Source organism: Streptomyces achromogenes (assembly GCF_030816715.1).
Taxonomy (GTDB): domain Bacteria; phylum Actinomycetota; class Actinomycetes; order Streptomycetales; family Streptomycetaceae; genus Streptomyces; species Streptomyces achromogenes_A.
In genome coordinates, this window is record NZ_JAUSYH010000001.1 from 4,000,921 (window position 1) to 4,018,656 (window position 17,736).

Below are 17,736 nucleotides of genomic sequence, written 5' to 3' on the forward strand. Positions count from 1 at the left end.
AGCATGCTTGCATGAATTTATGGGCCGGCCGCGCCCCGGCCACCCCGTGACGGCGTCACAGGAGGAACGCGCAGTGACGTCACATGGAGAACTCGCAGTAGAGATGGTGCCCCGCCGCGCGCGCCGGGACGGCCACCTCCGCCAGATCCGTCAGGAACTTGACCAGGGATTCCGGGTCCCAGCCGGGCGAGAACTCCTCGATGCGCGACCAGGGCTCGGCCACCTCGCGGAAACGGTCGGGCGTGCTCGTCGCGACGGCGTCCCGCAGCTCGTCGGTCACGGTCACCAGCGCCTGCTCCGACGCCTCGTCGGTGAGGAACCGGCAGAAGCGCGGCAGCCGGATGATCTCGTCGTAGGGCACACCGGTGAGCAGGCTCTGGCCCTGGCCCAGTTCGACGTAGGGGCCGAGGCCCTTCACGGACAGGGGTGACAGGGGGCGCTCCTCCACCTGCCGCCAGAACAGGTCGGTGAACGCCGCCTCATCGTCGGGGGCGCTGAAATATTCGTAGAACGTGCTCATGGGCGCATGCTGTCACCGCCCGCCGAAGGCCCCCACCAGGCCGGCGTCAAGCCGCCGTCAAGCCTCGTCCAACGCCCGCCCGTGCCGTTCGCCCGCAGCCCGCGGGTGCCGCTCAGGCCTCCGGGACCGCCCGCTTCCGCCGCCCGACCTGGGTCCGCACCGCGCCCATGCTCGCCGCCACGACCAGGGCGATCGCGGCCGCCTGGACCGTGGTCAGGGCCTGGTCGAGGATGAGGAAGCCCGCGGCGGCGGCGATGGCCGGCTCCAGGCTCATCAGGATCGCGAAGGTGGACGCGGGCAGCCGGCGCAGGGCGAGCAGTTCGAGGGTGTAGGGCAGGACCGAGGACAGCATCGCCACCGCCGCGCCCAGGCCCAGCGTCACCGGGTCGGCGAGCTTCGCGCCCGACTCCACGAGCCCCAGCGGGAGGAAGAGCAGCGCGCCCACCGCCATCGCCAGGGCGAGCCCGTCCGCCTGCGGGAACCGCCGGCCGGTGCGGGCGCTGAAGACGATGTACGCCGCCCACATCGCGCCGGCGCCCAGCGCGAACGCGACGCCCGCCGGGTCGAGCGCGCCGAAGCCTCCGCCGCCCTCGCCGTGACCGCCACCGCCGCCCCCGCCGCTGAGCAGGAACACGCCCGCGAGGGCCAGTGCGGCCCACACCAGGTTCAGCGCGCGGCGCGAGGCGACGACCGATAGTGCCAGCGGGCCGAGGACCTCCAGCGTCACCGCCGGGCCCAGTGGGATGCGGTCCAGCGCCTGGTAGAACAGGCCGTTCATCGCGGCCATCGTGACGCCGAAGACGACGACCGTGCCCCAGTCGGCGCGCGAGTGGCCGCGCAGCCGCGGCCGGCAGACGACCAGCAGCACCACGGCGGCCACCAGCAGCCGCAGCGCCACCACGCCCAGGGCCCCCGCCCTCGGCATCAGCGTCACCGCGAGCGCGCCGCCGAACTGAACCGAGATCCCGCCGGCGAGCACCAGTCCCACGGGGCCGAGGGAGCCGAACCGGCCCGGGGCCTCTCCAGGAAGCCGGGGAGCCGCGGTGCTCGCGGTCGCGGGGGCGGTGTCGGGGGTCGTCACGGGCGGTCCTGGTGGTCGGCTCGGGCTCGTTCATCACGATGCACTGTCGAGTTCAGAGTAATGGACCAGGTCAGGCGTGTGAACCCTTTATGCCACTGTCTCGGGCTCTGAGACGGCCGGGCGGCGGGAAGCCGTCAAGTGGACGGGGAAGCCGTCAGCGGCGGGCCAGGTACAGGCTCAGTGCCGCGTGCAGCAGCTTGTTGAGGGGGAAGTCCCACTCGCCCAGGTACTCGACCGCCTCGCCGCCCGTGCCCACCTTGAAGCGGAGCAGGCCGAGCAGGTGATGGGACTCGTCCAGCGTGTCGGTGATCCCCCGCAGGTCGTAGACGGCCGCACCCAGCTCGTGGGCGTCCGCCATCATGCGCCACTGCAGGGCGTTGCCGGGCTGGACCTCGCGTCTGCGCCCGGTGGAGGCGCCGTAGGAGTACCAGACGTGCTCGCCGACGGTCAGCATGGTGGCCGCGGCGAGGACCTCGCCGTCGTGGTGCGCGAGGTAGAGCCGCATGCGGTCGGGATGCTCGGCGTTCAGCGCGTCCCACATCCGCTGGAAGTAGGACAGCGGGCGCGGGACGAAACGGTCGCGCTCGGCCGTCTCGAGGTACAGCCCGTAGAACGCCGGCAGGTCCTCGACCCCGCCCCGGACCACCTTCACGCCCGCGTTCTCCGCCTTCTTGATGTTGCGCCGCCACTGCTGGTTCAGGCCGCTGTGGACGTCGTCCAGCGACCGCCCCGCGAACGGCACCTGGAAGACGTGGCGCGGCTGGCCCGCCGCGAAACCCTCCTCGCCGCCCCGCGCGGCCGGCCGCCAGCCGGCCCGGCGCAGCCGGTCGGCGACGTCCTGGGCGCCCTGCTCGTACGAGGTCGGCTCGACGTCCCCCAGCCGGTGGGCGTCCGGGGCGGCGATCGCCGCCTTGACGGCGGCCGCGCTCCAGCGCCGTACGACGACGGGCGGGCCCATCTTCACCGAGAACGCCCCCCGCCCCTTCAGGTGCGCGAGCATCGGCGCCAGCCAGCGCTCGACGAGATCCGGCGCCTGCCAGTCGACGACCGGCCCCTCGGGCAGGTACGCCAGGTACCTGCGCAGCCTCGGCACCGGTCGCAGCAGCACCAGCCCGGCCCCCACGAGCGCACCCGTCCCGTCGAACCAGCCCAGGCTCTCGGCCCGCCAGTCCGGCTTCACATCGCCCCACGAGGGGATCTGCATATGGCTGACGGAGGGGCGTCCCGCGACGAACGCCAGGTGCTCGTCACGGCTGATGGGCTGGACACGCAGGCTCATACGCGGAGCTCCTTGGGAGGGACCGTTCAGCAGGCCGTACGACCGCTGCGGCCACCCTAGGATTGCGGCACCGCGCTCCTGCGGCCCTGACGCCGCCCGCGTCCGCGTGTCCCCGTGCGCTACGCGCGCTTGGGTGCACCCGCGTCGCCGGAACCCTCCGTAGGCTCCCCCGTCGGCGTCTCCGGCAGAGCCTCCGCCAGTACTTCCGCCAGGTGCCTCCCCCGCACCCCCGCCAGCTGCTCCAGCTGGGTGCGGCAGGAGTAGCCGTCGGCCAGGACCCGCGCGTCCTCCGGAGCGGTCCGCACGGACGGCAGGAGCTGCTCCTCCGCGCAGGCCGCCGACACCTCGAAGTGGCCGGCCGTGAAGCCGAAGTCGCCCGCCAGGCCGCAGCAGCCGCCGCTCAGGTCGCCGGTGAGACCCGCTGCCGCGCGCAGCCGCCGGTCGGCCGCGTCGCCGAGGACCGCGTGCTGGTGGCAGTGGGTCTGGCCGACCGCCGGACGGTCCAGGCGGGGCGGGGTCCAGGTGGGGGCGTGCCGTTCCAGGGCCTCCGCGAACGTGAGGACGCGGGCGGCCAGGCGGGCCGCGCGCGGGTCGTCGTGCAGCAGCTCGGGCAGGTCGGTGCGCAGGGCGGCCGCACAGCTCGGCTCCAGGACGACGACCGGGACGGCCGTCTCCAGCACCGGTTCCATCAGGTCGAGCGTGCGGCGCAGCACCACGCGCGCGTGGTCGAGCTGGCCGGTCGAGACGTACGTCAGCCCGCAGCAGACCCGGCCCCGGCGGGCGGTCAGCAGCGCGGCCGCGCTCCTCGAACGGCCGTCGCCCACCGGCCGCCCCCGCATCCGCAGCGTCGGCGGCAGCGCCACCCGCAGCCCCGCCGCCTCCAGTACCCGCACGGCCGCCCGGCCCACGGACGGGGAGAGGTGCTCGGTGAAGGTGTCGGGCCACAGGACGACCAGGTCGCCCGGATCACCGGACCCGCACCCGGGGGCGGACCCGGCCCCCGTCCCGCTCCCCGTCTCCCTCCCCCGCCACCACGCGCTGAACGACTCCCGCGCCAGCCTCGGGAGCGCCCGCTCCGGCGCGATGCCGGCCGCCCGCTTCGCGAGCCGGGCCAGCGGTCCCACGGACGCCAGCGCGTTCACGGCCGCCGCCGCCCGCAACCGCGCCGCCCACCGCAGCCACACCGGCAGCCGCCCCATGCTGTAGTGCGCGGCCGGACGCCGCCGGCCCGCGTAGTGGTGGTGCAGGAACTCCGCCTTGTAGGTGGCCATGTCGACCTCGACCGGGCAGTCCGAGCGGCAGCCCTTGCAGGACAGGCACAGGTCCAGCGCGTCCCGGACCTCCGTGGAGCGCCAGCCGTCCGTCACCAGCTCGCCGGCCAGCATCTCGTGCAGCAGTCGGGCCCGGCCGCGCGTGGAGTGCTCCTCGCGGCCCGTGACCCGGAACGACGGGCACATCACCCCCGCCGCGTCCGCCCCACCCGCAGCCCCTGCAGGTCCCGTCGCCCCCGCCGTCGTACGGCACTTCGCGACCCCCACGCACCGGCGTACCGCCGCCGCGAAGTCGCCGCCGTCGGACGGGTACCCGAAGGCCACGTCCACCGGCTCGCGGGGCAGGACCGAGAAGCGCAGGTCGGCGTCGAGGGGCGCGGGGCGCACCAGCATCCCCGGGTTGAGCAGGTCGTCCGGGTCCCACACGCCCTTCGCCCGCTCGAACAGCGCGACGAGCTCCGCCCCGTACATCCGGGGCAGCAGTTCGGCCCGCGCCTGCCCGTCCCCGTGCTCGCCGGAGAGCGAGCCGCCGTGCGACACGACCAGGTCCGCCAGTTCCTCCGAGAAACGCCGGAACCGGGCGACACCGGCCTCCGACAGCAGATCGAAATCGATGCGGACGTGGATGCAGCCGTCCCCGAAGTGCCCGTACGGCGTGCCGCGCAGGCCGTGGCGCGCGAGCAGCCCGCGGAAGTCGCGCAGATAGCCGCCGAGCCGGGCGGGCGGCACCGCGCAGTCCTCCCAGCCGGGCCACGCCTCACCGCCGCCCCCGGGCATCCGGGTCGCCGTGCCGGCGGCGTCCTCCCGCACCCGCCACAGCAGCCGCTGCCCGGCGGGGTCCGTCACCACCCGCGCGTCCAGGGCGTCCGCCGCGCGCACGATCGTCCGCGCACGCGCGTGTGCCTCGTCCACCGAACCGCCGCCGGTCTCCACGAACAGCCAGGCGCCGCCCCGCGGCAGGGCGACCGCCGTGGCGGGCGGCACCAGGTCGGCCGCCATGCCCTCCACCGTGAACGGCCCGTACGGCAGCAGCCCGGCCGCGGCCTCGGCGGCGGCGCCCTCGTCGGCGTACCCGAGCACCGCGAGAGCACGCGCGCGTGGCGCCTCGACGAGCGCGACGACCGCCTCCGTCAGCACGCCCAAGGTGCCTTCGGAACCGCAGAACGAGCGGGCGACGTCCGCGCCGCGCTCCGGCAGCAGCGCGTCCAGGGCGTACCCGGAGATACGGCGGGGCAGGTCCGGGAAACCGGTCCGCAGCCGCGCGAGGTCCCCCTCCACCAGCGCCCGCAGCCCGTCCGGCGCCCCGGCCCACCCCCGTCCGAGCCGCAGCCGGTCCCCGCGCGCGGTGAGCACCGACAGCTCGCGCACACTGTCCGCCGTGGTCCCCCAGGCCACCGAACGGGACCCGCACGCGTTGTTGCCGATCATCCCGCCGAGCGTGCACCGGCTGTGCGTGGACGGGTCGGGGCCGAAGCGCAGCCCGTGCGGCGCCGCGGCCTCCTGCAACCGGTCGAGCACCAGCCCCGGCTGCACGACGGCCGTGCGCGCCCCCGCGTCCAGCGACACCAGCCGGTTCATGTGGCGCGTGAAGTCCAGCACCACGCCCGTCCCGGTCGCCTGGCCCGCGATGGACGTGCCCCCGCCGCGCGCGACGACCGGCACCGCGTGCGACCGGCACACCTCCAGGACGGCCGCCACGTCGTCGGCGTCCCGCGGCGCGACGACGCCGAGCGGGACACGCCGGTAGTTGGACGCGTCCATGGTGACCAGCGCCCGGGCCGTCACCCCGAAATCCACGTCCCCCCGGACGACCCGCCGCAGCTCACCCTCGAGGTCCTGGAGTTCCTGGAGATCCGTCATGCGTCCAGGAAACCAAAACGGCGCGCCGGAAACGCCGTCTCATCCGACGGACGAGGTTTCGCCCAGGTTTCCCGCACCGGCTAACCTCCCTTCCGTGGCTGAGATCCAGATTCCTGCTGACATCAAGCCCGCCGACGGTCGTTTCGGCGCGGGCCCCTCCAAGGTGCGGGTGGAGGCGCTGGACGCCCTGGCCGCCACCGGCACGTCCCTCCTCGGCACCTCCCACCGCCAGGCCCCGGTGAAGAACCTGGTCGGCCAGGTGCGCGCGGGCATCTCCGAGCTGTTCCAGCTCCCGGACGGGTACGAGGTGATCCTGGGCAACGGCGGCTCGACCGCGTTCTGGGACGTCGCGACCCACGGCCTGATCGAGAACAAGTCGCAGCACCTGACGTTCGGCGAGTTCAGCTCGAAGTTCGCGAAGGCCGCGAAGCTCGCCCCCTGGCTGGCCGACCCCACCGTGATCTCCTCCGACCCGGGCACGCACCCCGAGCCGGCCGCCGAGGCGGGCGTCGACGTGTACGCGTTCACGCACAACGAGACGTCCACCGGTGTCGCCGCACCGCTGCGGCGCGTCCAGGGCGCCGACGAGGGCTCCCTGGTCCTGGTGGACGCCACCTCCGGCGCCGGCGGCCTGCCGGTCGACATCGCCGAGACGGACGTCTACTACTTCGCCCCGCAGAAGTCCTTCGCCTCCGACGGCGGCCTGTGGATCGGCGTGTTCTCCCCGGCCGCCATCGAGCGCGCCGAGCGGATCCACGCGTCCGGCCGCCACATCCCGGAGTTCTTCAGCCTGCCGACGGCGATCGACAACTCCCGCAAGAACCAGACGTACAACACCCCGGCGCTGGCGACCCTCTTCCTGCTCGACCAGCAGCTGGAGTGGATCAACGGCCAGGGCGGCCTCGCCTGGTCCACGGCCCGCACCAAGGACTCCTCGAGCCGCCTCTACGGCTGGGCCGAGGAGTCGAAGCACGCCACCCCGTTCGTCACCGACCCGGCCAAGCGCTCCCAGGTCATCGGCACGATCGACTTCGCGGACGAGATCGACGCCGCCGCGATCGCCAAGGTGCTGCGCGCCAACGGCATCGTCGACACCGAGCCCTACCGCAAGCTCGGCCGCAACCAGCTGCGCGTCGCGATGTTCCCGGCGATCGACCCGGCGGACGTCGAGGCCCTGACGCAGTGCGTCGACTACGTGATCGAAAAGCTGTAACGACTCCGCACACGGAGGAAGGGCGCCCGGTGAGGTCACCGGGCGCCCTTCACGTTTCAGTTCGGCGGCAGATCGCTCAGCCGCGAACGCCGATCAGCCGGTGCAGGGTGTCGGCGGGGGTCGCCGCCGTGCCCGGCTGTCCGGCGGCCAGGGCGGACCGCGCGGCGGCCGACGCGGCAGCCGGCGGCACGGGGTCGGCCGTCTTCTTGCAGACCGCGTCCGCCACCCCGGTGCCGCGCGGCACGGTGCCGTCGGTGAGGTACTTGGCCAGGTACTTGTCCAGGCAGGCGTTGCCGCTCAGCGAGATGCCGTGGTTGCCGCCGCCCTGCTCCACCACCAGGCTGGAGTGCTTGAGCAGGCGGTGGACCGCGACGCCGCCCTGGTAGGGGGTGGCCGCGTCGTTCGTCGCCTGGAACAGCAGCACCGGCGGGAGCTTGCTGTTGGCGACGCTCACCGGCTTCATCGACTTCGTGGGCCAGTAGGCGCAGGGCGCGTTGTACCAGGCGTTGTTCCAGGCCATGAACGGGGCCTTCTTGTACACGGCCCAGTTGTCCTTGCGCCACTGGTTCCAGTCGCGCGGCCAGGAGACGTCACGGCACTGCACGGCGGTGTAGACGCTGTAGCCGTTGTCGCCGGAGGCGTCGATCGCCGCGATGCTGTCGTACGCCGAGACGAGCGGGGTGGCGTTGTGGCCGTTCACGTAGGCGGCGAACGCCGTGGCGAGGGTGGGCCAGTAGCCGTTGTAGTACCCGCCGGGGATGAAGGTGTCCTCCAGTTCGGAGGCGCCCACCTTGCCGCCGGCCGGGTGCTTGGCGAGCGCCGCGCGCATCGCGTACCACTTGGCCTCGATCTTGGCCGGGTCCGTGCCGAGCTTGTACGTGCCGTCGTACTTGGCGATCCACGCCATCAGCGCCTTCTGGCGGGCGTCGAAGGCGTAGTCCTGCGAGATGTTGGCGTCGTACCAGACCCCGCCGGGGTCGACGATCGAGTCCAGCACCAGGCGGCGCACCCGGGTCGGGTACAGCTTGGCGTAGACCTGGCCCAGGTACGTGCCGTACGAGTAGCCGAAGTAGTTGATCTTCTGGGCGCCGAGCGCCTTGCGGATCGCGTCCATGTCCTTCACGGCGTTGACCGTGTTGATGTACGGCAGGACGGACGCGTACTTCGTTCCGCAGGCCTTGGCGAAGGCCCTCGCGCGCGAGAGGTTGGCCTTCTCGATCGCGGCGGTGCGCGGCACGGAGTCCGGGCGGACCGGGTTGAAGTAGCCCGGCTTGCAGTCCAGGGCGGGCTGGCTCTTGCCCACGCCCCGCGGGTCGAAGCCGATGACGTCGTACTGGGACGCGACGGCCTTCGGCAGCGAGGACGCGACGAACGGGGCGAGGGACAGACCGCTGCCTCCGGGACCGCCGGGGTTGACCAGCAGCGGGCCCTGGTACTTGCGCGCGGTGTGCGGGACACGGGACAGGGCCAGGGTTATCTTCCGGCCCTGCGGCTTGGCGTAGTCGAGCGGCACCTTCACCGACGCGCACTGGAGGGTCGGGGCGTCGTCCGTGGCGCACTTCTTCCAGGTCACCCTCGCCGCCTGGGCGGCGGTCTGGGCGGCGGCCTGCGCGGACTGCGACGTCGTGGCCTCGGCCGGGACGGCCGTGAGGCTCCCGGCCAGCACGACGGTCGCACCGCACAGTACGGCTGTGCTTCTTCTCATGAAGTTCCTTCACGCCATGGGGAGTTCAGCAGGACCGGAAGGTTCACGGTCCCGGCTGGATCTTTCCGAAGAAGCCCGGCCACAAGAAGCGTTTCGCCCGACAATTTTGAACTCGTTTGCTTCACAGGCCCCTCATCGACCGCCGAAAGCCGGGACAACACCGGCACACAGCTCGTCGCGCCGGCGCCGCGCCACCGGTCGGGAGCAACCGGAACGGCGGTCAAGGGCGCCGGAACGAGGGGCGGGGGCGCCCGGCGAACACCTCACCGGGCGCCCCGCTCTCACGCCGCCGTGCAGGTCACACTCGGCGCACCTCCGCCTCCCGGCGCTCCGCCGAAGCCGAAGCTCGTCGAACCGCCCGCCGCCACCGTGCCGTTGTGCGCGGCGTTGGACGCGGTCACCGTGCCACCGCTCTGCGTGTACGAGGCGTTCCACATGCTCGTCACCCGCTGCGCGCCGCTCCAGGTCCAGGTGACCTTCCAGGACGACAGGGCCGCGGTCCCGGTGTTGGTGACCTTCACCTCGGCGTTGAAGCCGCCGCCCCAGTCGCTGCTGACGGTGTAGGCGGCGCTGCACGCGGCCGTGCCTCCGCCGCCTCCCCCGCCACCGCCGCCGCCTCCCGTGCCGGGGAAGCCGGGCGCCTTGACGCTCGTCAGGTATCCGTCCTTCACGGTGTCCACGGACTGCCAGTCGTCCTTCAGGATGCCGCCCGTGTCACCGGAGTTGGGGTTCCACGACCAGAACGTCCAGTGGAAGGAGTCCGCGCCGGACGTCGACGTCGGGCGCAGGTAACTCACCAGTGCGGCCAGCCACTTCTGGTCCACCGTGGCCTGGAGGGTGGTGCCGAACTCGCCCACCCACACGGGTGCGATGTTCTGCTTGAAGATGTAGCCCCAGTACTTGTCCCAGATCCCGGGCATGTTCGCCGGGAACGCCGGATCGCTGAACCAGCTCTGCTGGGCGACGCTCGTCGCGTAGTCGTGGGCCGAGTACACGACCCGGTTCGCCACGTCGAGCTGCACCGGGTACTGGCCGACGCCCATCAGGTTGCCGCCCCACCAGCCGGAGACGCCGTTGAAGGTCTGCACGCCCTCGACGAAGATCAGCAGGTCGGGGTTGACCGACAGGACCGCGTTGCCGGCCCGCTGCGCGGCCAGCCGCCAGTCCGTCGCCGTGTTCCCGCATCCCCAACAGGCCGGATCGTGCGGCTCGTTGTGCAGGTCGATGCCGACGACCGCGTCCTGGCCCTTGTAACGGGACGCGAGGGACTTGAGGTTGGCGATCCACGTGGACTCGGGGACGGCCGCCGTGTACCAGAGCGCCGACTGTCCGCCCGAGTCCGGCCGGTGCCGGTCGAGGATGACCTTCAGGCCGTCCTGCCCGGCGTACGAGACGAGCTTGTCCATGACCTGGAGCGAGTTGAGGCCCTGGAGGTCGGCGTTCTTGCCGCTGCTGAAGTCGATGCTGTTGGGAACGGTCGAGCTCTTGAAGATGTCGTCGCTGAACGGGAGGCGGATCGTGTTGTAGCCCAGCGACTTCATCTGGTCGATCATGCTCTTGTAGTCACGGGACCAGAGGCCGTGCACGACGTAGTTGCCGGTCTCGAAGCCGAACCAGTTGATCCCGGCGATCCGGACCGGCTGCCCGGCGGCGTCGAGGATCTGGCGGCCACTGGTGTGCCAGTGACCGGCCCCGGCGTCGGCCCCACGGACCCCGGCCGCACCGGACACGCCGGGAACGCCGGGAACGCCGGAATCGATCGCCCCGGCGGAACCGGCGCCCAGCGGTATCAAAAGCGCGGCGGCAACGCCGCACAGCACCCTTCGCAAGCTGTTGCGGAACATCTCGCTGCTTCCTCTCGGGAGGCGCGGGCCCGGAACGGATGGGAGCGCTCCCATCCACCGCGCACCCCCCAGGAAACTGACACACCATGACCACGTCAAGAACTACGGCGGGCCCCGTTCGCACCGAACTGCCCCGCCGCCCTCCCCGTGCCTTCCCCGCGCCCTCGGGACCGGCGCGCCCTCAGCGCCGGCGGCGCAGCCGGCGGAAGCCGAGGAAGACGGCGCAGAGCGCGGCGACGGCGAGCGCGCCGACCTTGACGCCGCCGGTGGCCGAGGAGCCGTCGCCGTCGCCGGAGGCGCTCGAAGCCCCGCCCCCGGAAGGCGACTCGGAGCTCGACGAGGCCCCCGCCGGCGCGTCCTCCGCCACCACCGAACTCCCGGCGCCCTCGCTCCCGTACATCAGCTCGGACCCGTCCGCGGAGTAGCTCACGGACTCCCCCTGCCGTTGCAGCGGCACGTCGAGCCGCCCCTCGCGCTTGATCTTCCCGCCGTTCCAGGCGTAGGAGATGCCGCCGAAGTAGCCGCGGACGGCGAGCCGGTCGCCGTCCGGGGAGAAGGCGGCGTCGGTGGCCCACAGGTCGACGGGGGCGATCGGCTTGAAGATGTTGGCCCGGGAGGTGGAGAGCTTCGTCGGCCCCTCGTAGAGGTGCCCGCCGTCCTCCTTCTTGTCGATGATGTAGGCCCGCCCGGTCCTCGGGTGCACGAGCAGCGACTCGGCGTCGCGGGGACCGTCGGAGTACTTCACGACGTACTGCGTGGCCTTGACCGTCCGGTCGACCAGCTTCTTCGGCTCGGGCAGCCGGTAGATCCACACGTACTTCCAGGTGCCGCCGAGGTTGTCGCCGATGTCGCCGACCCAGATCTCGTTGCCCGGGCCGATGGAGATCGCCTCGACGTCACGGGGCGTGCCGACGCCGCTCAGGGTGATCCGGGCGACGGTCTTCCCGGTCGCGCTGTCGACGGCGTAGAGGTAGGGGCCGTCGTCGCTGTCGTTGTGCGTCCAGTAGATCCCGGGGTGCTGACGTGAGGCGGCGAGCCCGCTGGACTCGGTGATGCGCGGGTCCTCGACGGTGAAGCCCTTGTCGCCGTCGGCCGCGAACGCGGCGGGCGCGGTGGACGCGGCGAGCACGGTGAGGGCACCCGAGAGAAGGACTCCGGTGAGCAGGGCTCCGGCCCGGACGGCGAAAGATCGGCGCATGCCCACAAGCGTGCCATCCCGCACCGGCGTTCGAGGCTCCGTGGCAGGCCTCACACCTCCGGGCCGGGCTCCGCGCCCCCGCTCACCGCCGTGATCCAGCATCATGAGCGGATGCTCAGGTTCATGCCCGTAGGCGACTCGATGACGATCGGCAGCACGGGCGACCACACGTGGCGCTACCGCATGTGGCGGCATCTGTGCGCTGCGTACGGCGGCCCGTTCACCCTGGTCGGCCCCCGCGAGACGCTCTACGACAAGGCGACGGACGCGCCCACGTCGTACGCCTACGCCGACCCCGACTTCCCCCGGGGTCATCTGGCGGGCTGGGGCGAGGGCTGGCAGCAGATGGCCCCGCTGATCCGCGAGGCGGTGCGCACGACGCGGGCGGACGTCCTGCTCGTCTCGCTCGGCCTGATCGACCTGGGCTTCTACACGAACGCCGAGCAGACCGCGGCGAACGCGCGCGTCTTCGCCGCCGAGGCCCGCGCCGCGAACCCCCGGATCGCCATGGTGTGGCTGCCGGTCATCCCCAACGTGCGCGCCGCCAACGACGAGCCCTTCGCCGCCCAGGTCGACCTCTTCAACGAACTCCTGGCGAAGACGGCCGCCGACCTGGACGAACGCAACTCCCCGATCCTGCTGGCCTCGATCCCGCCGGCCTGGGACATCGACACCGACACCTACGACGGCACCCACCCGAACGCGAGCGGCGAACACCGTCTGGCGGAGGCCTTCGCGGAGACGATGCACCAGGGGTGGGAACTGGGCGGGGAGTACGCGGGCTGAGGGAGCCGCCCCCGCGGATCCTCTCCGATGTCCGGGTCGGCTTTTCCGGTCAGCAAGGCAGGTGCACCGTCGACGCCGACCCCAAGGACGGCGACCACCGCAGTGAGCCGCGCGTCGCCTACGGAACCCACGTCGACCTGACCACCACCCCCCTCGGCCTCACCCTCAAGACCGACGAGTTCCCCCGCGACTGACACGTCCCCCGGCCGGTCCCCCTTGCATCGAGCGCACTCCAAGACGTTGGCTTGATTTCCATGAAGTACACGCAGCTCGGACGTACCGGACTCAAGGTCAGCCGCCTCGTCCTCGGCACCATGAACTTCGGCCCGCAGACCGACGAAGCCGACAGCCACGCCATCATGGACGCGGCGCTCGGGGCGGGCATCAACTTCTTCGACACGGCGAACGTGTACGGCTGGGGCGAGAACAAGGGCCGTACGGAATCGATCATCGGCAACTGGTTCGCGAAGGGCGGCGACCGGCGCGACAAGGTCGTCCTCGCCACCAAGGTGTACGCGAACATGGCCGCCGACGGCGACGCCTGGCCCAACCACGACAAGCTCTCCGCGCTGAACATCCGGCGGGCCGTCGACGCCAGCCTCAAGCGGCTGCAGACCGACCACATCGACCTCTACCAGTTCCACCACGTCGACCGGAGCACTCCCTTCGAGGAGATCTGGCAGGCGATCGACGTGCTGGTGCAGCAGGGCAAGATCCTGTACGCCGGATCGTCCAACTTCCCCGGCTACAAGATCGCCCAGGCCAACGAGACCGCCGGCCGGCGCGGCGGCACGATCGGCCTCGTCAGCGAGCAGTGCCTCTACAACCTGGCCGAGCGGCGCGCCGAGATGGAGGTGATCCCGGCCGCGCAGGAGTACGGTCTCGGGGTCATCCCCTGGTCGCCGCTGCACGGCGGACTGCTGGGCGGGGTCATCAAGAAGCAGGCGGAGGGCGGTCGCCGCGCCTCCGGGCGGGCCGCCGACGCCCTCGCCGACGCCGGGACACGCGCGCAGATCCAGGCCTACGAGGACCTGCTCGACAAGCACGGCGTGGAGCCCGGCGAGGCCGCGCTGGCCTGGCTGCTCACCCGGCCCGGCGTGACGGGCCCGATCGTCGGCCCACGCACCGCGCAGCAGCTCGACTCGGCGCTGCGCGCGGTCGAACTGGAGCTGGGCGAGGAACTGCTGTCCGGCCTCGACGAGATCTTCCCCGGCCCGGGACCGTCTCCGGAGGCCTTCGCCTGGTAGCGGGCGGCCCCGCGCCCCCACCGGGCGGGCGCGGAACCGCACGGCGGTGGCGGCTGCCGTCGGGCAGTCCGGCGGCAGGCTGGCGGGCAGTCCGGCGGCAGGCTGTCGGGCGGTCTGCCCGAGATCGCTCAGGTCACTTCCCGACGGCCGCCGCCACCGCCACCACGACGAACAACAGCACGAGCACACCGGCCATGATCCGGTTCCGGGTCTTCGGGTCCACGCGTCGAGCCTAACCGGGCCCGCCGAGCGGCCAGCGCCCGGCCGGTTCGTAGCGGGGCTGCTCCCCGGGGACGCCGGACTTCGGCAGATTGCTGCGGACCAGCACCAGCTCCCCCACCGTCCAGGTCCGGCTCGCGAAGGCGTCCAGCGCCTCGACGTACGCCCGGACGTCCACCGCGTCCCGGCTGCGGGCCAGGGTCAGGTGCGCCGTGTAGCGGCGGTGCCCGCCCATGTCCACGCCCGCCTTCCGTCCCGCCGCCTCCGCCCGGTCGGCCAGCAGCCGCAGCGCGGGCACGTCCCCGGCCGCGCCCGCCCACAGCGCCCGCCCGTGCCCGAACGCGCCGCCGCCGCGCACGGCCAGCGGGAAGGGCGCACCACGGTGCGCGGCCCGCCGCAGCCGGGCCGACAGCTCCGGTACGACGGCGTCGTCGACCTCTCCGTAGAAGGCGAGGGTGAAGTGCCAGCCGGCGCGGTCCGTCCAGCGCAGCCCGTCCGCACCGGGCAGCGTGCGCAACCGGGCGGCCTCGGCGGCGAGTTCGTCGGCGATGTCGTCCGGGGGCAGCACGGCGGCGAAGAGTCTCATGCCCCCGATTTTCCCGGCGGACCCGACCCCGCGCCCGGCAATATGGACGGCATGCGGATCACGATCAGAGAAGGCGGACCCGACGACGTCCCCGCGATGCTCGCCATGCTCGACAGCAGCGTGGCGTGGCTGGTCGCCCAGGGCCGGCCCGGCCAGTGGGGGACGAAGCCTCTGTCGGAGAACCCGAAGACGGTCGAGTCCGTCGTCCGGTACCTGGAGGAGGGCTGGGCGTTCGTCGCCGAGGCCGACGGCGAGCCGGCCGCCGCCCTCACGCTCACCGACGCGCCCGGCGCGTACCTCGCGCACCTCCCGCCGCCCGGGGAACCCGAGCGGTACATCCACTGGCTGACCTCGGACCGGCGCTTCAAGGGGCACGGCGTGGGCAGCGCACTGCTCGAGCACGCCGCCGAGGCGACCCGGCGGGCGGGCGTCGGCCTGCTGCGGGTGGACTGCTACGCGGGCGACGACCGCAGGCTCGTCGCCTATTACGAGGCCCACGGCTTCACCCCTACGCAGGCGTACACGGTCGGGGACCATCAGTGGCCCGGGCAGGTGCTGGCCCGCAGGGTGGGACCGCCGGCCACGTCTGCCGAATGGCGTGAGACCGGCCGCCCGGAGGGTGCGACCCCCGCCGTGCCCTCCGAGTGACGTGCCGCCGGGCCACGGCCCCGGGTGACGTGCCGCCGGGCCACGGCCCCGGGTGACGTGCCGCCGGGCAGCCCCCCGGGTGACGGGCCGCCGTGTCACGTGACCGTGGCGAGCTCCCGGTCCGCGCGGGGGACGAAGCGCACGCTCGGGTGGCCGTGGTGCCAGCCGACCGACAGGCGCAGGTCGCCCATCCGGGCCAGGACCAGGCCGACGGTGACGGCGGCGGCGGCCGAGACGGCTCCGCCGGCCGCCATGCCCGCCCGGACGCCGTACGCGTCGGTGATCCAGCCGGCGATCGGCGCGCCGACCGGGGCGCCGCCCATGAACACCATCATGTAGAGGGCCATCACGCGGCCCCGCATGGCGGGGTCGGTGCCCAGCTGGACGCTGCTGTTGGCGGTGACGTTGACCGTCATGCCGAACATCCCGATCGGGGCCATGAGCAGGGCGAACAGCCACAGGGAGGGGGCCGCGGAGGCCACGATCTCCATGGTGCCGAAGGCCACCGCTCCGGCGACCAGCACCCGCATCCGGGCCGTGCCGCGCCGGGCCGCGAGCAGGGCGCCCGCGAGGGAGCCGACCGCCATCAGCGTGTTGAACAGGCTGTAGGAGCCCGCGCCCGCGTGGAAGACGTCGTCGGCGAAGGCCGAGAGGTACACGGGGAAGTTGAACCCGAAGGTGCTGACGAACCCGACCAGGACGATCGTCCAGATCAGGTCGGGGCGGCCGGCGACGTACCGCAGGCCTTCCCGCAGCTGGCCCTTGCCGCGCGGGGCGCGTTCGACGGCGTGCAGCTCGCGCGAGCGCATCAGCAGCAGGCCGGCGAGGGGGGCGACGAAGGACAGGCCGTTGAAGAGGAACGCCCACCCGGTGCCGACGCCGGTGATCATCACGCCGGCCACGGCGGGGCCGATCAGCCGGGCCGACTGGAAGTTCGCGGAGTTGAGGCTGACCGCGTTCTGGAGCTGGTCGGGGCCGACCATCTCGGAGACGAAGGTCTGCCGTGCGGGGTTGTCCAGGACCGTCGCGAGGCCGACGGCGAAGGCGGCGACGTAGACGTGCCAGACCTGGACGTGGCCGGAGAGGCTGAGGACGGCGAGCGCGATGCCGGTGAGGGCCATCGCGGACTGGGTGAACAGCAGCGTGCGGCGCTTGGGCAGCCGGTCGACGAGGACACCGCCGTAGAGCCCGAAGAGCAGCATGGGCAGGAACTGCAGGGCCGTCGTGACGCCGACGGCGGTGGCGGAGCCGGTGAGGCTGAGCACCAGCCAGTCCTGGGCGATGCGCTGCATCCAGGTGCCGATGTTGGAGACGACCTGGCCCAGGAAGAACAGGCGGTAGTTCCTGACCCTCAGGGAGCTGAACATGGACGACGCGGGCGACGTGGGTGACTTGGCGGTTTTCCCGGCAAGGGTCTCGTGGGCGGTCGGCGCGGGGGCGGAGTCTGCTCCGGGTCCCGAACTCAAAAGGGTCGCCTCCTCGGCATGGGGTTACAGGTGGGCGAGCTTCTCCAGTACGGGGGCGGCGGCGCGCAGTTTCGCCCACTCGTCCTCGTCGAGGCCGTCGACCAGGGTGGCCAGGAAGGCGTTCCGCTTGGCGCGGCTCTCCGCGAGCATGGCTTCGGCCTGCTCGGTCTTGGTGACGACCTTCTGGCGGCGGTCCTCGGGATGCGGCTCCAGCCGGACCAGGCCCTTGGCCTCCAGCAGCGCCACGATGCGGGTCATCGAGGGCGGCTGCACGTGCTCCTTGCGGGCGAGCTCGCCGGGTGTGGCGCTGCCGCAGAGGGAGAGGGTGCCGAGCACCGACATCTCGGTGGGGCTCAGCGACTCGTCGACCCGCTGGTGCTTGAGTCGGCGGGACAGCCGCATCACGGCCGATCGCAGGGAGTTCACGGCGGCTACGTCGTCGCCATGGGTGAGGTCAGGCATCTCTTTAGCGTAACTCATTACCCTGGCTAAACAAGCTGGCGCGCGGGGGGATTCCCGTGACCCTGGCCACGGAGTACCCCGGCGTCACTCGAAGGAGTGAGTAGGCAGCGGAAAGAGGCCGAGGTGCGGTACATGCCCGCGACCCTCGTCTCATGGGGACCAGTGTGCTCAGCCTGCGGATAGACGGGGAGCTGCTCGAGCGGCTCCGGCAGCATGCCGCGAAAAGGGGAATGAGCGTCCAGGACTATGTCGTCCGGACGCTCATTCGCGATGACTTCGACCAGCGGTTCCAGACCGCGGTCGACGAGACCGACGAGTTCTACGGGCGCACCTGAGCCCGGCCGCCGACCC

General features: G+C 72.5%; 16 protein-coding genes. 6 read left to right on the plus strand and 10 right to left on the minus strand.

All coding sequences use genetic code 11. From position 1 onward, the window contains the following. Positions 1–79: 79 nt before the first annotated feature. From QF032_RS17820 to QF032_RS17835, 4 genes are all read right to left on the minus strand, one after another. The gene (locus tag QF032_RS17820) at positions 80–520 is read right to left on the minus strand and encodes a hypothetical protein (RefSeq protein ID WP_307056539.1); all 441 of its coding nucleotides are present in this window, start codon (positions 518–520) and stop codon (positions 80–82) included. Positions 521–632: 112 nt separating this feature from the next. Then, positions 633–1,601 (minus strand): EamA family transporter, encoded by a 969-nt coding sequence (locus QF032_RS17825; protein ID WP_307056541.1) that lies wholly within the window; start codon positions 1,599–1,601, stop codon positions 633–635. Between the two features lie 154 nt (positions 1,602–1,755). Further along, positions 1,756–2,880: a lipid II:glycine glycyltransferase FemX gene (locus tag QF032_RS17830; RefSeq protein WP_307056543.1), complete on the minus strand. Its 1,125-nt coding sequence runs from the start codon at positions 2,878–2,880 to the stop codon at positions 1,756–1,758. Between the two features lie 119 nt (positions 2,881–2,999). Further along, positions 3,000–6,011, minus strand: a complete 3,012-nt coding sequence (locus QF032_RS17835; protein WP_307056546.1) for an FAD-binding and (Fe-S)-binding domain-containing protein — start codon at positions 6,009–6,011, stop codon at positions 3,000–3,002. Between the two features lie 94 nt (positions 6,012–6,105). On the opposite strand from QF032_RS17835, the gene serC reads away from it, so the two are divergent. Further along, positions 6,106–7,224 carry a phosphoserine transaminase gene (gene serC / locus QF032_RS17840; protein WP_307043902.1) on the plus strand — a complete coding sequence of 373 codons (1,119 nt, stop codon included), beginning with the start codon at positions 6,106–6,108 and terminating at the stop codon, positions 7,222–7,224. Positions 7,225–7,300: 76 nt separating this feature from the next. On the opposite strand, the gene QF032_RS17845 is transcribed toward serC, so the two are convergent. The 3 genes from QF032_RS17845 to QF032_RS17855 all read right to left on the minus strand — a co-directional run bounded on the left by QF032_RS17845 (position 7,301) and on the right by QF032_RS17855 (position 11,971). Next, positions 7,301–8,929: an alpha/beta hydrolase gene (locus tag QF032_RS17845; protein ID WP_307056547.1), complete on the minus strand. Its 1,629-nt coding sequence runs from the start codon at positions 8,927–8,929 to the stop codon at positions 7,301–7,303. A gap of 281 nt (positions 8,930–9,210) precedes the next feature. Further along, a complete protein-coding gene (locus QF032_RS17850; protein ID WP_307056549.1) occupies positions 9,211–10,773 on the minus strand; it encodes a cellulase family glycosylhydrolase in 1,563 nt (520 codons plus the stop codon). A gap of 181 nt (positions 10,774–10,954) precedes the next feature. Beyond that, positions 10,955–11,971: a WD40 repeat domain-containing protein gene (locus QF032_RS17855; protein WP_307056551.1), complete on the minus strand. Its 1,017-nt coding sequence runs from the start codon at positions 11,969–11,971 to the stop codon at positions 10,955–10,957. A gap of 111 nt (positions 11,972–12,082) precedes the next feature. On the opposite strand from QF032_RS17855, the gene QF032_RS17860 reads away from it, so the two are divergent. The 3 genes from QF032_RS17860 to QF032_RS17870 are packed head-to-tail and all read left to right on the plus strand — an operon-like array spanning position 12,083 to position 14,004. Further along, positions 12,083–12,757 carry an SGNH/GDSL hydrolase family protein gene (locus QF032_RS17860; RefSeq protein ID WP_307043908.1) on the plus strand — a complete coding sequence of 225 codons (675 nt, stop codon included), beginning with the start codon at positions 12,083–12,085 and terminating at the stop codon, positions 12,755–12,757. Next, positions 12,727–12,951, plus strand: coding sequence for a hypothetical protein (locus tag QF032_RS17865; protein ID WP_307056553.1), 225 nt, complete (start codon positions 12,727–12,729; stop codon positions 12,949–12,951). Before QF032_RS17860 ends, QF032_RS17865 begins: the two co-directional genes overlap by 31 nt. A gap of 60 nt (positions 12,952–13,011) precedes the next feature. Beyond that, positions 13,012–14,004 (plus strand): aldo/keto reductase, encoded by a 993-nt coding sequence (locus QF032_RS17870; protein WP_307043913.1) that lies wholly within the window; start codon positions 13,012–13,014, stop codon positions 14,002–14,004. A gap of 232 nt (positions 14,005–14,236) precedes the next feature. Here QF032_RS17870 and thpR read toward each other — a convergent pair whose 3' ends face one another. After that, positions 14,237–14,809: an RNA 2',3'-cyclic phosphodiesterase gene (gene thpR / locus QF032_RS17875; protein ID WP_307043915.1), complete on the minus strand. Its 573-nt coding sequence runs from the start codon at positions 14,807–14,809 to the stop codon at positions 14,237–14,239. Between the two features lie 51 nt (positions 14,810–14,860). Here thpR and QF032_RS17880 point away from each other — a divergent pair, with 51 nt between their 5' ends. Continuing rightward, positions 14,861–15,457: a GNAT family N-acetyltransferase gene (locus QF032_RS17880; RefSeq protein ID WP_307056555.1), complete on the plus strand. Its 597-nt coding sequence runs from the start codon at positions 14,861–14,863 to the stop codon at positions 15,455–15,457. Positions 15,458–15,552: 95 nt separating this feature from the next. Here the strand turns inward: QF032_RS17880 and QF032_RS17885 are convergent, their stop codons facing one another. After that, positions 15,553–16,824, minus strand: coding sequence for an MFS transporter (locus QF032_RS17885; RefSeq protein WP_306951201.1), 1,272 nt, complete (start codon positions 16,822–16,824; stop codon positions 15,553–15,555). A 123-nt stretch (positions 16,825–16,947) separates the two neighbouring features. Then, positions 16,948–17,385, minus strand: a complete 438-nt coding sequence (locus QF032_RS17890; protein WP_306951199.1) for a MarR family winged helix-turn-helix transcriptional regulator — start codon at positions 17,383–17,385, stop codon at positions 16,948–16,950. A 152-nt stretch (positions 17,386–17,537) separates the two neighbouring features. Between QF032_RS17890 and QF032_RS17895 the strand changes: the two genes are divergently transcribed. After that, a complete protein-coding gene (locus QF032_RS17895) occupies positions 17,538–17,720 on the plus strand; it encodes a ribbon-helix-helix protein, CopG family (RefSeq protein ID WP_307043921.1) in 183 nt (60 codons plus the stop codon). Positions 17,721–17,736 lie beyond the last annotated feature (16 nt).